Annotated in this window: 14 protein-coding genes; 13 read left to right on the plus strand and 1 reads right to left on the minus strand. The window is 43.9% G+C overall.

Translation table 11 applies throughout. The annotated features are described in order from the left end of the window. Positions 1 to 141 precede the first annotated feature (141 nt). The 12 genes from AC59JT_RS00975 to AC59JT_RS01030 all read left to right on the plus strand — a co-directional run bounded on the left by AC59JT_RS00975 (position 142) and on the right by AC59JT_RS01030 (position 12,864). Entirely contained in the window at positions 142 to 756 is a 615-nt protein-coding gene (locus tag AC59JT_RS00975) for a porin family protein (RefSeq protein WP_497395212.1), read from the plus strand. Positions 757 to 886: 130 nt separating this feature from the next. Further along, the gene (locus AC59JT_RS00980; RefSeq protein ID WP_497395214.1) at positions 887 to 1,873 is read left to right on the plus strand and encodes a glycosyltransferase family protein; all 987 of its coding nucleotides are present in this window, start codon (positions 887 to 889) and stop codon (positions 1,871 to 1,873) included. 31 nt (positions 1,874 to 1,904) lie between these two features. After that, positions 1,905 to 2,891 carry a DUF6427 family protein gene (locus AC59JT_RS00985; RefSeq protein WP_497395216.1) on the plus strand — a complete coding sequence of 329 codons (987 nt, stop codon included), beginning with the start codon at positions 1,905 to 1,907 and terminating at the stop codon, positions 2,889 to 2,891. An 80-nt stretch (positions 2,892 to 2,971) separates the two neighbouring features. Continuing rightward, entirely contained in the window at positions 2,972 to 3,724 is a 753-nt protein-coding gene (locus AC59JT_RS00990; protein WP_497395218.1) for a type III pantothenate kinase, read from the plus strand. After that, positions 3,708 to 5,051, plus strand: coding sequence for a BamG family beta-barrel-assembly machinery protein (gene bamG, locus AC59JT_RS00995; RefSeq protein WP_497395220.1), 1,344 nt, complete (start codon positions 3,708 to 3,710; stop codon positions 5,049 to 5,051). The genes AC59JT_RS00990 and bamG overlap by 17 nt, the downstream gene beginning before the upstream one ends. A 7-nt stretch (positions 5,052 to 5,058) precedes the next feature. Next, complete coding sequence (gene lptC / locus AC59JT_RS01000) at positions 5,059 to 5,652, plus strand: LPS export ABC transporter periplasmic protein LptC (protein ID WP_497395222.1); 594 nt, start codon at positions 5,059 to 5,061, stop codon at positions 5,650 to 5,652. A gap of 107 nt (positions 5,653 to 5,759) precedes the next feature. Further along, positions 5,760 to 7,859: a SurA N-terminal domain-containing protein gene (locus AC59JT_RS01005; RefSeq protein WP_497395224.1), complete on the plus strand. Its 2,100-nt coding sequence runs from the start codon at positions 5,760 to 5,762 to the stop codon at positions 7,857 to 7,859. A gap of 73 nt (positions 7,860 to 7,932) precedes the next feature. Next, complete coding sequence (locus tag AC59JT_RS01010) at positions 7,933 to 8,448, plus strand: DUF2480 family protein (protein WP_497395226.1); 516 nt, start codon at positions 7,933 to 7,935, stop codon at positions 8,446 to 8,448. Between the two features lie 107 nt (positions 8,449 to 8,555). Beyond that, positions 8,556 to 9,332: a DUF3108 domain-containing protein gene (locus AC59JT_RS01015; protein WP_497395228.1), complete on the plus strand. Its 777-nt coding sequence runs from the start codon at positions 8,556 to 8,558 to the stop codon at positions 9,330 to 9,332. Between the two features lie 11 nt (positions 9,333 to 9,343). Further along, positions 9,344 to 9,907 (plus strand): DUF3109 family protein, encoded by a 564-nt coding sequence (locus tag AC59JT_RS01020; protein ID WP_497395230.1) that lies wholly within the window; start codon positions 9,344 to 9,346, stop codon positions 9,905 to 9,907. 166 nt (positions 9,908 to 10,073) lie between these two features. Next, complete coding sequence (gene gmd, locus AC59JT_RS01025; RefSeq protein WP_497395232.1) at positions 10,074 to 11,210, plus strand: GDP-mannose 4,6-dehydratase; 1,137 nt, start codon at positions 10,074 to 10,076, stop codon at positions 11,208 to 11,210. Positions 11,211 to 11,241: 31 nt separating this feature from the next. After that, positions 11,242 to 12,864, plus strand: a complete 1,623-nt coding sequence (locus AC59JT_RS01030) for a gliding motility protein RemB (RefSeq protein ID WP_497395234.1) — start codon at positions 11,242 to 11,244, stop codon at positions 12,862 to 12,864. Between the two features lie 114 nt (positions 12,865 to 12,978). Here the strand turns inward: AC59JT_RS01030 and dxs are convergent, their stop codons facing one another. Beyond that, positions 12,979 to 14,907 carry a 1-deoxy-D-xylulose-5-phosphate synthase gene (dxs, locus tag AC59JT_RS01035; RefSeq protein WP_497395236.1) on the minus strand — a complete coding sequence of 643 codons (1,929 nt, stop codon included), beginning with the start codon at positions 14,905 to 14,907 and terminating at the stop codon, positions 12,979 to 12,981. 139 nt (positions 14,908 to 15,046) lie between these two features. Here dxs and AC59JT_RS01040 point away from each other — a divergent pair, with 139 nt between their 5' ends. Next, positions 15,047 to 15,790, plus strand: a complete 744-nt coding sequence (locus AC59JT_RS01040) for a segregation and condensation protein A (protein ID WP_497395238.1) — start codon at positions 15,047 to 15,049, stop codon at positions 15,788 to 15,790. Positions 15,791 to 15,816 lie beyond the last annotated feature (26 nt).

A 15,816-nucleotide genomic window follows, 5' to 3' on the forward strand; every position in this document is an offset into this window, starting at 1 on the left:
CACTTTTTAATGCCAACGGTATTGATGCCAACCTGTACTTTTTAAGTATGAACTACATATAATTACCCATAAATATTGGCCGTTTGGCACAGATATGGTGTTTTTGATCTCAAAAATTTTATAAAAAAGATCATCAACATTATGAAAAAGTTAATCATACTATCAGCAATAAGTTTAAGTGTTTTGGGTGGGATCAATGCTGCCAAAGCACAATCAATGAAACCTACGTTTGGTATTAAAGCCGGTGCTTCGTTAACCACATTGGGTACCTACCAGGCCGGCGGAAATTCATACAGTTACGATTATAAGCCAGGTTTCCAGGGCGGTGTATATGCCGACCTGCCGATAGCCAACGGCTTTTCATTTATGCCGCATGTGTTATACAGCCAAAAAGGTGGTAATTTAAAAGCTACCGTGGGCAATAACACCGGCGAGATCAAAACCCGCTTAAATTATTTGGATGTGCCTTTACTATTTGGCTTTAAACCGGCACCCGAAGTTACTTTATTTGCCGGTCCGCAGGTGGCTTTTCTGCTTTCGCAATCGTCAGAGAGTTATGCAAACGGCACTTCGTTAGGCACGGATAATAGTACTGATGACCTCCGTAAATCGGTAATAGGCGGTAACGTCGGTGTAGGCTATCATATAAATAGCAATGTTAGTATCAATGCTAACTACGCGTTCGACTTGATAAAGCCGCTACCGATAACCAAAACCAGCCAAAGGTTAAAAACAGCGGTTTCGGCCTATCGTTAGGTTATTCGTTCTAATAACTGAGTACACGTCATACAAAAGCCCCTCTATTGCAATAGAGGGGCTTTTTGTTTTTGAAAAAAGACCCTGTTTTAACTGTAAGCAAATAATATCTTTGTGATAACAAAGCCTAATGAAAATATTATTTGCCATACAAGGTACAGGCAACGGCCACATAAGCCGTGCCCGCGAGATTGTACCTCTGCTACAACAATACGGCGAACTTGACCTGCTGGTAAGCGGCACCGAAGCCGAGGTTACCCTTCCGCACCCGCTTAAATATAAATTTCATGGTTTTAGCTTTGTGTTTGGTACGCAGGGCGGAGTTGATAAATGGGCCACCTTCAATATTATGGATACACCCCAGCTTTGGCGTGATATGCGCAGCCTGCCGCTGAAGGATTATGACCTGGTGATCAATGATTTTGAACCCGTGAGCGCCTGGGCTTGTAAGTTGCAGGGCAAGCCTTCGGTATCGCTAAGTCACCAGTGTTCATTCGTATCTAAAAACACGCCGCGCCCGCCTAAATGGAGTTTTTCTGAGTGGTTGTTGAAATATTATTCGCCAACCACGCATCACATCGGTTTCCATTTTGAGCGGTATGCTGACTTTGTACACACGCCGGTAATTCGTAGCGAGATACGTAATATGGTTACCAGCAACCAGGGACATTACACTGTATACCTGCCCGCATATGACGATATGAAGCTGGCCAAATACCTGGGCCAGGTTAGTAATGTAGAGTGGCACATCTTCTCCAAACGCCAAAAAACGCCTTACCAGCTGGATAATATTCACATATTCCCGGTAAACAATGTTGGTTTTAACCAAAGCCTGGCCACCTGCGAAGGCTTGCTTACAGGTGGTGGCTTTGAGGGCCCTGCCGAAGCGCTCTTTCTGCAAAAAAAGCTGATGATGATACCCATGCAGGGCCAGTACGAGCAGCAATGCAATGCCGTAGCCGCCGCCCGCCTGGGTGTAACCGTTGTGCAGGCCATTGATGACAGTTTTGTTGGTCGCCTTAAATACTGGATAAAGGAAGAGAACCGTGTTTTTGTAAACTTCCCTGATGAAACAACACAAATAGTGCACGATATGGTGAAGCGGTATGCAAGGTAGTGTAACAATTTTCGCTAATATTGCCGGGTAAATGATCAATGTTTTCCGCACATACAATCCGCTGAATATTTTATGGCTCATCCTGTTAATGATAGTGCTGCGTTTGGGCTATGTGCTGCATTTGCCGGATAATTTGATTTTTAATTGTGTGGAATCCTTCGCGCGCCCTTTATTGCCTTTTGCAAATGGCGATACGCTGTTACCAATAGCTAATGTTTTTGTAGCTGCAGCCATAGTGCTAGCCCAGGCGCTTTGGATAAACCGGCTGGTAAATCAATATAACTTATTAGGCAAACCCAGCTTTTTGCCGGCGCTGATGTATGTAAGCCTTACATCGTTATTTGCACCTTTTGTGGTATTGAGCGCACCTTTGCTATGCAATTTTTTGGTGATATGGATGCTGTATAAACTGTTTGACCTATATAAAGGGGAGGATGCCAAATCAACAACCTATGATATGGGGATGATAGTGGCCGTAGGTACCTTGATCTATTTCCCTTTTATATTTCTTTTCCTGGGTATTTTTGCGGGGCTGATACTTTTCAGGCCGTTTAACTGGCGCGAGTGGACCACAGGTATTATCGGCTACGCCACTATATTTTTCTTCCTGGCGGTGTTTTATTACCTGCGCGGCCAGTTGCCTTTATTGTATAATATATGGGCGCCTTTGGGGGCCAAATTTCCTGATAGCGTAAATATTAACTACTACAATTACCTGGTGCTCATACCGGTGGTTGTCATTTTTATATTAAGCCTTGTACAAATACGGCAGGTGTTTTTCAGGAGCTATGTGCAAATACGCAAATCGTTCCAGTTGTTATTTGTGTTGTTTGTTGTAGCGGGGATGTGTTTTTATGTGCGTTCGCGATTTCAGCTTGACCATTTTTTGCTGTGCGTTATACCGCTCGTGGTGCTTTTTGCCTATTATTTTTTAACAGCAGGCAAGCGTTGGTTTTATGAAAGTGTTTATGTGCTGTTGCTGGCAGCCATCATCTACTTTCAGTTTAACACTTTTTAACTTTTACTTTGGCCCAAATTTCGGGCGTTATATTAGCTTTGTGACATGTTTCATCAGCAACAAAAAAACGGTTTAAACTGATGGCTAATTTGGTTATTGATATTGGTAACACCTACACCAAACTGGCTGTTTTTGAGCGGGATGAAATACTGTTGAGCAAACAGTATGAAGTGCTTAATGGTGGCAAGTTGGATGAGTTATTCGGTCAACACCAAATTAATTCGGCCATTATATCAACTGTTAAAAAAACTGCCGAAAGCTGGCAAACTCTGTTGGAGGCCAAAACGCCGGTTGTTTATTTTAGCAATATCATGGCCGCAGGCATACATAATCACTACCGCACGCCCTTAACATTAGGGGCCGATAGGCTGGTTGGGGTATTAGGGGCGCACCATTTATACCCCGGGGTAAATAACCTGGTAATTGATGGGGGCACCTGTATAACCTATGATTGGGTTGATGTGGAAGGAAATTATTTTGGCGGCAGTATATCGCCGGGCTTAAAAATGCGTTATAACGCTTTAAATTATTACACAGCAGGCCTGCCATTGGTAAATGCCGATAAGGAGTTTGACAGTAATTATGGTGACGATACCACGAAGGCTATCACATCGGGCGTACAAAACGGAATTAAATTTGAGCTGCTGGGCTTTATTGAAAGCTATAAGGGCAGCAATACTAAACTAAATATTATACTAACGGGTGGCGACAGTATTTTTTTTGATACTCTATTGAAAAATAGCATCTTTGCCCCCTATATAAAAATTGAACCGCATTTAATACTTAAGGGCTTAAATGCAGCTACACAAAAGCATAATGATCAAACACACTAAGGTTTTTATAATATTTTTATTAGCAGTTACCGCATTTGCTGCAAATGCACAAACACTACGTACCACAAGTTCTCCTTACACTCGTTATGGTTTGGGCGATCTTAACCAGCCATTATTGCCGCAAAACCGTGCTATGGGTGGCATAGCAACCGCAGTAAACCGCATAAATGGTTATAATACTATAAACGTGCTTAACCCTGCGGCCTATTCAGCTATTAACTTCACTACGGTTGATATCGGTTTATATGCCAATTTTAATAAGCTTAACCAAACCGGTCAAACTGCGGCAACATCGTCAAACTACAGGTTAAGCCATATTACATTTGGTTTCCCGGTAACCAAGCATTCGGCACTGGCATTTGGTTTATTGCCGTATAGTTCGGTAGGTTATAACTATCGCGAATCATTTAAAGGCCATGGCACAGGCTCATCTGTTGATACCAATACCACAAACAATAAATACACCGGCGAAGGCGGCCTTTCAAAAGCATTTTTTGGCTATGGTATAGCTATTAACCGTAACTTATCAGTAGGTGCTAACGTTTCATACATCTTTGGTAATATAAAAAATATACGCTCGGTTGAAATGCCTAACCTGTTTGGTAATTTAAACCCCAGGATTGAAGAGAGCAGTGCCATAGGTGGCCTGAATTTTGATTTTGGCGCGCAGTACCAGATCGACCTTTCATTAAGTCGCCACATTATTTTAGCCTACTCAAATTCATTAGGCAGCAATTTAAATACCCGTTTTAACTACATTGCCAGCCAATACACGCTTGACGCGCAGGGTAACGAAAGTGCCGCGGTAGACTCGTTAGTAAACATACAAGGCGCAGTATCTAAATTAAAATTACCACTGATAAACCACTTCGGTATATCATACCAGCGCGACGAAAAATTTTTAGTCGGTGTTGATTACAGCATGGGCAAGTGGTCGCAACTATCTATTAACGGCACTAACCAGGGTATGGCCAATAGCAGCACCATTAATGTGGGCGGCCAGTTTACACCTAATGTTAATGCCTTGGGCAATTACCTGGCTTTGATAGATTACCGATTGGGTTTTATATATGATCAAACTTACTACAACATAGCTAATCCAACAGGTACAGGCTCAACCAATATCAAATCGCAGGCGGTAACGTTTGGCTTTGGTTTACCACTACGCTCAAACGGTATAACACAAAGCTTTTACAAAATTAACCTGGCTGCCGAAGTTGGTAGCCGCGGCACCTTAAACAACGGATTGGTTAAAGAGAACTATTTTAACATACATATAGGCTTTACGCTTAACGACAGGTGGTTCCAACGCTACCGCTTTGATTAATTGCGCTATGCGTATTGATGCCAAACAGGTAGCCCGTTTTATTTTCCCGGTAATGTTTACAGGCATGCTGTTGCTGGCCGCTTGCGAAAATGATCTGAACAAGATCAAAGAGATATCTGCCAAACAGATCAACCTTCCGGTTGATACTTTTCGGAATGTTAATATATTGTATAGTGACTCGGCCAAGGTGAAATTCAGGGTAATAACGCCCTTGTTGATTTATCATCATATTGATACCGCAGCTCATGTTGACAGTTCATATTACGTAATGCCTAAAGGCGTAAAGGTAATAGCCTACGACAAAGGGGCCGAATCGGGCAATATCGTATCTGATCTGGCCTATCAACGGGATATGGCAAATATTATAGAATTTCATCACAATGTAGTGGCCACCAGCGCAGACGGGGGGATCTATAAATCAGACCAATTGATCTGGGATCAGAACAGGCAAATTATCTATTCAACCAAGCCGGTGCAGATAACAACACCCGGGGGTGACATTATGAACGGGGCCAACTTTAAGAGCGATGATAAGCTAAATAACCCCACGTTTGACAGGTCGACAGGTGTATTTATGGTAACCGATAGCGCCTCGCAATAGTATCATTTCCAGGTAAAAAAATTGTGTTATATAATTTTATTAAAAATTGTATCTTGCGCCTCTTTTTGAGAATTATTAAAACAAAATAAAAACATTATATAAGTAGTATGGCTGTAATGGGTTATCTGCGCGACCGGATGGGTAAGATCGTAGCAGGTGTAATAGGTGTATCATTAGTTGCTTTTGTTGTTACAGAGGTAGTACAATCAGGTGGTTCTTTTTTCAGGGAAGATAATAGTACCGTAGGTGAAGTAGCGGGCGAGAAAATTAAGTATGAGGATTTTAACGCTGCGGTTGAGCAAAACTCGCAGCAGTTTAAACAGCAATCCGGCCAAAACAGTTTATCGCCACAAATTATGAGCTATGTACAGGCTAACACCTGGAACCAGTTTTTAAGCAAAGTAATAATTAACAAAGAAGTTGCTAAGCTAGGTTTAACCGTATCGCCCGACGAAACTCAGGCCATGACAACCGGTAACAACCCAAGCCCGCAAATTATGCAGGCTTTTACCAACCCGCAAACCGGTCAGTTTGATAAAGCGAGCTTATTAAGCACGGTGCAACGTTTGCAGGGTTTAAAAAACGACGATCCTCAAAAAGCGCAGTGGGTAAACTTCATCAAGCAATTGGTTGAAAGCAAACTGGCCGAAAAATACATGTCATTAGTAGGTAATGGTTTATACGTAAACTCGTTAGAAGCTAAAGACGATTACGAAGCAAAAAACAAACTGGTTAACTTTAAATATGCCATGCTTGCTTATTCAAGCATTGCTGATGATAAAGTAAACCCGACTGATGCCGACTACCAGGCATACTATGACGAGCATAAGGGCGAGTTTAAAAACCCGCAGGAGTTGCGCGCTATTGAGTATGTAACCTTTAACGCTGCGCCTTCAAAAGAAGACTCAACTGTTATAAAAGGACAGGTAGAGAAATTAAAAGCTGATCTACAAGCCAGCACCAACGATTCGTTATTTGTTCAGATCAATTCTGAAAACAAAGCGCCTATCACGTACAAAAAGAAAGGCCAGTTGGGCGGTGTTTTAGATTCGGTAATGTTTACCGCGGCTCCCGGCTTTGTTTATGGTCCGTACCTTGAAAACGGTAGCTATGCTTTAGCTAAATTGGTATCAAGCCAAATTAGCCCCGATTCGGTAAAAGCTAAACATATTTTGTTAGCACCGGGCGAAGGTGCTTTAGCTAAAGCTGATTCCATCAAAAAACAAATATTAGCCGGCAAATCATTTGCTGATATGGCTAACCTCTATTCAATTGATAAAAACTCTGCTGTTAAAGGTGGCGATCTGGGCACTTTTGGCCGTGGCGCCATGATACCCGTTTTTGAAGACGCGGTATTTAGCGCTAAAGCTGGCGAATACAAAATTGTAACCTCACAGTTTGGTGTACACCTGATACAAATTGATGCATTAAAAGGCTCATCAAAAGTGGTTAAGGTTGCTATGGTTGATAAACCATTAACAGCAAGCAGCAAAACACAATCGGCAGCTTACAGCAAAGCGCAGGCATTCCTTATATCGGTTGGTGATAAAGCTGATTTTGCAGCCGCCGCTAAAAAAGCAGGTATCGAGCTTAAAACAGCTGATAATATTGTAGGTACTGCTGCCGGTTTACCGGGCCTTGATAATGCCCGCGAATTGGTAAGATGGGTTTACAAAGCCGAAAAAGGCGAAACCTACGACCAGGTATTTACCGTTGACAACCAGTATGTAATTGCACACCTATCAGGTATTAAACCAAAAGGCGTTTTAGCTTTAGCGGATGTTAAAGACCAGATCAAAGCGTTTGTAATTAACTACGTAAAAGCAAAACAATTAACCGAGAAGCTTACAGCCGCCTCAAACGGCGCCTCAACTATCGAGCAGGTTGCGCAAAAAGCGGGTGCTATTGTTACCCCGGTACAAAACATTGTAATGGCTAATCCGGTAATCCCGGGTCAAACTACCGAGTATAAAGTTATCGGTTCTATATTTGGTTCGAAAGTTAATAAAGTTTCAAAACCGGTAGACGGTCAGAATGGTGTTTACGTGTTTAGTGTTGAAAGCTTTGTTAACCCGGCTGCTTTAACTAATACCGTTAGACAGAAAGAACAATTAGGCCAGGCTACCTTGCAACGTGCCCAGGGCCAGCTTTTACAGGCGCTGATTGATAAGGCTAATGTAAAAGATAATCGCGCAAGACTTTTATAAGCTAATAAAAAGTAATTTTGTATCCGGGAATAGCGTTAATCGTTTATTCCCGGATTTTTTATTTTAATGAACTATGGAAATACAGGAAAACTTTGTGAACAAAGTGGCCCAAAGCGGGCTGGTTACGCTTGATCCTGCTGATTTTTATACGCATGGCGAGCGTTTGGTATATGATATAAAAGATAACCTGTACATGGGCCTTATTTTGCGCGAGAAGGACTTCAGGGAGTTTGTAAAGGAGCACGACTGGGCACAATACCAGGATAAGAACGTAGCTGTTACCTGCACCGCCGACGCTATTGTACCGGCCTGGGCATACCTGCTGCTGGCCAACCGTATGGCGCCCTATGCCAATGAAGTTGTTTTTGGCGATGCCGAAACTTTAGAGACGGTTCTTTTCGTAAAAGCGGTAGCTAATTTAGACGTAGAACAATACCGCGACCAGCGCCTGGTAATAAAAGGCTGTGGTGATATAGATATGCCGGTATCAGCTTATGTTGAGTTAGGGAAGAAGCTTACACCGGTGGTAAAATCGCTAATGTTTGGCGAGCCGTGTTCAACGGTTCCTATTTATAAGCGGAAAGACTAAATGCTTTTGTGACCATGCCGTGTCACTGCTTTGATTAAACTATTAGCACTAATGCATATCAAATATCAAAAGCGCGTAATTGGATTGCTTTTTGTAATAGATTGATCATGAAGAAGTTTATATATAGTATTTTGCTTTTAACCGGCTGTTTAAACTTTGCTTTGGGGCAGGACATAAAAATAGGCGACCCGGTGTTTCAACCCGGCGAGGAATTAAGCTACAAACTTAAATACGGCATATTCACTGGTGCCGAAGCGGTTATAAAGGTTGAAGACGGAGGTAAAAAAATTGAAGGCCATCCCAGCTATCACATCAACGTAAGTGGTAAAACCGCGGGTTCGTTTGATGTGTTTTATAAGGTGCGTAATACGTACGATAGCTACATCGACAAAAATACCCTGCTGCCTTACTATTACACCGAAAACCGCCGCGAAGGCAGTTGGAAACATACCGATAATGTGATATTTAATCACCAATCCAACAAGATCAAAGCTGATAAGGGTGAGTTTCCGTTTAAGGGTAAGATATTTGATTTTGTATCGGCCTATTATTATGCGCGTAATATTGATGTAGCTAAGCTAAAAGAAGGCGAAAAATTTAGCATGGCCTATTTCCTGGAAGATAGCGTGCAAACACTAACGGTTACGTATATAGGTAAAGAGCAGGTTAAAACCGGCATGGGTACCTTTAACTGTTTAAAGTTTAACCCTACTATTATTCCGGGGCGTATATTCCGTAAAAATAGTAAACTATATTTGTGGGTTACTGATGACGGTAACCGTGTGCCTGTTAAGGCCCACGTAGAGTTAGTGGTGGGCAGCGTAACCATGGAGCTAACAGGAGCCAATGGTTTAAAAACGCCGCTAAATCCGATAAAGAAATAAGAATATAACAGATGATAGAAGTAGGGAACGTATTGGTGCACGAGGACGTGATCAGGCAAAACTTTGTTTGCAACTTAAGCAAGTGCAAAGGTATTTGCTGTTTAGAGGGTGATAGCGGCGCGCCGCTGGATGCCGATGAACTGGATAAGCTGAAGGAGATCTATCCCAAAGTGAAACCTTACATGACCGCCAAAGGCATCGAAACCGTTGAGCGTGAAGGTACGCACGTTACCGATTTTGAAGGCGACTATACCACCCCATGTGTTGATACCAATAAAGAATGCGCCTATGTAACCTGGGAAAACGGCATCACCAAATGCGCTATTGAAAAAGCTTACGAGGAAGGTGTTATCGATTGGAAGAAACCTATATCATGCCACCTGTATCCCATCCGCATAACCAAATACCCCGAATTTGACGTATTGCACTACGACCGTTGGAGCATTTGCAGCCCCGCCTGCAGCTTTGGCGACGAGCTACAAGTGCGCGTGCACGAGTTTTTAAAAGGCCCGCTTACCCGCAAATATGGCGCGGAATGGTACCAGGAGCTGGAAGACTTTGTGGCGGGGATGTAATAAGTACGTTTCCTTCGCACAGGTTGGGTAGGCCTTCGTTATTCGATATTCAGTATTCGATGTTCGATATTTCATCTCCCCACAACCCTCCTTATTAAACTTAATTGCCCGCTTTTGCTTAAAATTGGATAATATTGCACTTTATTGCCATACCAAAAGCTAAAACATGAAAGTAGCGTTAATTACAGGTGTTACCGGGCAGGATGGTGCTTACTTAGCCGAGTTTCTGCTGAAAAAGGGATACCAGGTACATGGCGTAAAAAGGCGTGCATCATCATTCAATACCGATCGGATAGATCACCTGTATCATGACCCACACCTGCCCGATGTAAAGTTTAAGCTGCATTACGGCGATCTCACAGATTCTACCAATCTCATCCGCATCATCCAGGAAATACAGCCCGACGAGATCTATAATCTTGCCGCGCAAAGCCATGTTAAAGTTAGCTTTGATACACCCGAATATACAGCCAATGCTGATGGGGTGGGTGTACTGCGTATTCTGGAAGCGGTGCGTATTTTGGGATTAACAAAGAAAACACGCATTTACCAGGCATCAACATCTGAGTTGTATGGTTTGGTGCAAGCGGTTCCGCAAAGCGAAACGACGCCGTTTTATCCGCGTTCGCCTTATGCAGTGGCTAAACTGTACGGCTACTGGATCATCGTTAACTATCGCGAAGCTTATAATATGTATGCCTGCAACGGTATATTGTTTAATCATGAAAGTCCGCTACGCGGCGAAACTTTTGTTACCCGCAAAATTACCCGGGCAGCCGCGCAAATAGCTTTGGGGTTGCAAAGCACCCTGTATGTGGGAAATCTTTCCGCGCAGCGGGATTGGGGCCACGCTAAAGATTACGTTGAGGCCATGTGGCTGATGTTGCAGCAGGATAAACCCGAAGATTTCGTGATCGCCACCGGCGTAACTACCACCGTGCGCGAGTTTATTAAAATGGCTTTTGCCGAGTTGGGTATTGATATTGAGTTTAGCGGTCGCGACCAGTACGAACGCGGGGTGATCATTGATGTTGACAAGCAAAGGGCTAAAGAGCTTGGCCTGGCCGTTGATCAGTTACATATGGGCCAAACCGTTATAAAGGTTGATTCACGATATTTTAGACCTACCGAAGTTGAACTACTCATCGGCGACGCTACAAAGGCGCAGGAGAAACTGAGCTGGAAACCAAAGTATAACCTGGAAGCCCTGGTTACCGACATGGTGCAAACCGACCTGGAACTGGCCAAAAAGAACGAGCATTTAAAGAAGAACGGTTTTAAAACCCTCAACTATTTTGAATAAAGCATAACCTGAAAAACATATACAACACAACATGAAAAAATTATTAACCAGCATAGTTTTATTGTTTGCAGCAGTGGCAGTCACGCGTGGGCAGGCAAGATACCAGCCTTACTCGTACCAGTTTTACCAGAAGCTGAATGAGCAGGTTTATTCGCCGCAAACCCGTTTTCATAGTGCGCTAAAGCAGTATTTTGTTGATGACACGGTGCTGAACCGCAGGTTTGACCAACTGATGAATGTGGGCGTTGATACTTTGAGTAAACACAGTTGGGGGCGTCGTAAGTTATTCAATGAGCATTTAATTGACGTGCGTACATCGGAGTACACCTTCTTTGCTGATTACCTGCCCGATCTAACCATTGGTAAAGATTTTTCGGGCCAGCGTAATGTGTGGTTAAATACCCGTGGTTTCCAATTGGGTGGTACCATTGGCAAAAATTTTTACTTCTACTCAAGCGGTTTTGAAAACCAGGCTCGCTTTCCAACTTATTTAAATACCTATATTAATCAGGTGGGCATTGTGCCGGGCCAGGCTTATGATCGTACGTTTGGTAAGGACAACAAGGATTGGTCGGACGTTACTGCCGTGATCTCGTACACACCGGTTAGGTTTTTAAATATCTCGCTGGGCAATGACAGAACTTTTATTGGCGACGGCTACCGCTCGCAGTTATTATCTGCCGATGGTTCGGCTTATCCCTTCCTGAAATTAACAGCCAACCTGGGCAATGTGCAATACATGGCTATGTGGACCTACATGACCGATCCGGCTTCGCCGCAACTGTCATACCTTAACGGTTACCGTCGTAAATGGGGGGTGTTCCACTATTTGGATTGGAACGTAACCAAACGCTTGTCGTTAGGCTTTTTCGATTCGGTTATCTGGGCCGATGTTGATGCCGAGGGCAATAAGCGTGGCTTTGAGTGGGGATACGCCAGCCCCATACTGTTCCTGAGGCCTGAAGAGGCCTCTATAGGCTCGCCTGATAACGTTTTGATAGGTTTTACAGGCAAATACAAGCTAACCGATGGGATAACCGCTTACGGACAGTTTGCGCTGGATGAGTTTGAGGCCAAAAGCTTTTTTAAAGGCGACGGCAGCTCGCGTAATAAATACGCCTGGCAATTGGGCGTGCGTGGAGCGAACTTGTTCAAGGTACAATCATTGAACTATTTGTTGGAGTATAACTCGGCCCTGCCATACACTTATTCCGAACAGAACAACAATATCATTAACTACAGCGCGCAGGCCGAACCATTGGCTCACCCTTTTGGTGCCAACTACCGCGAATGGGTTGGTTTACTAAACTACAGCTATAAAAGGTTTGATTTTAGCGCACAAGCAAACTATGCCCACTACGGTTTGGATGAAAATGGTTTAAACTACGGTAAGGACATATTTAAACTATATAACCTGGCCGCCAAACAATTTGGAAACTACATAGGCCAGGGCCTCACTACTGATATGTATTACCTGGAAGGAAAGGTAGCTTACGTACTTAACCCTAAGTACAACCTGCGTTTTGAGCTGGGCGGCATTTACAGGAACGAACGCAACGCGCAATTTAACGACAAAACTACCATGCTGACTATAGGTCTGCGCAGCTCATTCCGCAAACTGCACTATGATATTGCCAGCTATAAAATGCATTGAGATGGTTGATTAGTCATTAGTCATTAAAATTGGCTAATTAAGCTAAAAAAAAGGGATGGTGCTGAACCATCCCTTTTTTACGTATTTGACTAATCACTAGTCTCTAACCTCTAATTAACTAGCTATCGTATGTGCGCTTCTTTTTGTCGCTATCTGGCGGACGGCGGTGGCAATGCCTTTGGCATCGTAGCCGCATTCGGCCCATAGTTCGGGCTGGTCGCCGTGCTCCACAATTTTATCGGGGATGCCAAGGCGGGTTACCTGGGCCTGGTAATTGTTATCGGCCATAAATTCAAGTACCGCGCTGCCCATGCCGCCTTCTATGCAGCCGTCTTCCACGGTAATTACTTTGCTGTATTTTTTAAATACTTCGTGTAGTAGGGCTTCGTCTAACGGTTTTACAAAACGCAGATCGTAGTGTGCAGGCAGGTAGCCTTCGGCATTAAGTTCGGCGGTAGCTTTAACGGCTTCGTTGCCAATGTGGCCAATGGTTAGTATGGCTAGTTCTTCGCCATCGCATATTTTGCGGCCTTTACCTACCGGGATAGCTTTAAAAGGCTTGCGCCAGTCTACCATCACCCCGTTACCACGTGGGTAGCGTATCACAAACGGACCGATATTGTCCTGCTGTGCGGTGTACATCAGGTTACGCAGTTCTTCTTCATTCATAGGTGCCGATACCGTCATGTTTGGTATGCAGCGCATAAAGGCAAGGTCGTAAGCGCCATGGTGCGTAGGGCCGTCGGCACCGGCAATACCGGCACGGTCAAGGCAAAATACAACGTTTAATTTTTGTATGGCCACATCATGTATCACCTGGTCATACGCCCGCTGCATAAAGCTGGAGTATATATTACAAAAAGGTACTAAACCTTGTGTAGCCAATCCGGCCGAGAAGGTTACGGCATGCTGTTCGGCAATGCCCACGTCAAACGCGCGGTTTGGCATGGCCTTCATCATCAGGTTTAATGAACAACCCGATGGCATGGCCGGCGTGATACCCATTATTTTAGGGTTGGCTTCGGCCAGTTCAATTATGCTATGACCGAACACATCCTGGTATTTAGGTGGCTGCGGCTTATCATGCTTCGCTTTTTTAATCTCGCCGGTAATCTTGTCAAACAAGCCGGGGGCGTGCCATTTGGTCTGGTCTTTTTCCGCCAGTGCATAGCCTTTACCTTTTACGGTAATGCAGTGCAATAGCTTAGGGCCGGGTATATCGCGCAAGTCATTCAAAACCTTCACCAGGTTCTTCACGTCATGCCCATCCACCGGGCCAAAATATCTGAATTTTAAAGCTTCAAAAAAGTTGCTTCGCTTCAGCAAAGTACCTTTTATGCTTTTCTCAATTTTTTGAGCCAGGTTATATGCGTCGGGGCCTATCTGCGATATTTTAGCCAGCACTCCGGCAACATCATCACGGAAACGGTTATAAGGCTTTGAAGTAGTTATTGATGTTAAATATTCCTTTAGCGCGCCAACATTAGGGTCAATAGCCATATTGTTGTCGTTAAGAATAACCAGCAGGTTTGAGTTTTCAATACCGGCATGGTTAAGTGCTTCAAAGGCCATACCCGCGGTCATGGAGCCATCGCCAATAACGGCTACGTGCTGCCTGTCGGTTTCGCCCTTGTATTGCGATGCCACAGCCATACCCAAAGCCGCCGAAATGGAAGTAGATGAGTGGCCAACGCCAAAGGTATCGTACTCGCTTTCGCTACGTTTAGGGAAACCGCTGATACCGCCGTATAAACGATTGCTGTCAAACACCTCGCGGCGACCGGTTAGTATCTTATGGCCGTAAGCCTGGTGGCCCACATCCCACACCAATTGATCGTAAGGCGTGTTTAAAATATAATGCAGGGCAACGGTAAGCTCAACCACCCCAAGGCTGGCGCCAAAGTGGCCACCGTTTACCGATACCACGTCGATTATATACTGGCGTAGCTCCTGGCAAATTTGCTCAAGCTCGTTTTCACTAAACTTCTTTAAATCAGAGGGATAGTTTATCTGTTCTAATAAGTCACCGGCCTTTACCTGCATTGATGTTTTGGGTGCAATAATAACTTACAAAGTAAACAAAGTTAATTGGTAAATTAAGGACAAAATATTGTTTATTATTGCTAACGGTTGCAATTTGTAAATTGTTTAAATTACAGAAGGTGTATTTTTACCACCACATATGGATCAGGAAAGTTTTGCCATAAAATTACCGCAGTTTGAAGGGCCCTTCGACCTGCTTTTGTTTTTCATTGAGCGCGATGAGCTTGATATCCACGAAATATCTATCACCAACATAGCCAATGATTTCCTGGATTACATGCACCAAATGACCAGCCTTAACATCGAGCTGGCCAGCGAGTTTATTTTTGTTGCCGCTACGCTGATGCGCATCAAGGCTAAATTGTTGCTGCCGCGATACGATGCCGACGGCACCGAAGTAGAGGTTGACCAAAAAGAAGAACTGATCCGTAAGCTGATAGAGTATAAAAAGTTCAAAGAGATTTGCGAAGAGCTGCGCCCAATGGAAGAGGAGCGCCTGAAGCAGGAACGCCGCGGCAACATCAAAGAAGATATTGAACAAGCCGAACGCGTAGCCAACCCCGGCGAAGAGCTAACCGACCTGAGCCTGTACCGCCTCATGATGGTATACAACCGCCTGATGCGCAACTATCAAAACCGCAGCGAGCAGGTTACCCACACCGTTACGCAATATCCCTACACCATCGAAAAGCAGAAGAAAGCTATAGATGATCTGCTCCGCATCAACAAAATGATGGACTTTAAAGCCATCGCCAAAGAATCAGAAAATAAGGTGCACTTCGTTTACAATTTCCTGGCTGTATTGGAAATGCTGCAGCAAGAATTGATCAATGTACAGATAGGGTTGGGGTATAATAATTTTTGGATCTCGGCGAAGGAGTAAATTTACTCAACTTGTCATTGCTGTAA

The organism is Mucilaginibacter sp. A3364 (genome assembly GCF_059690715.1).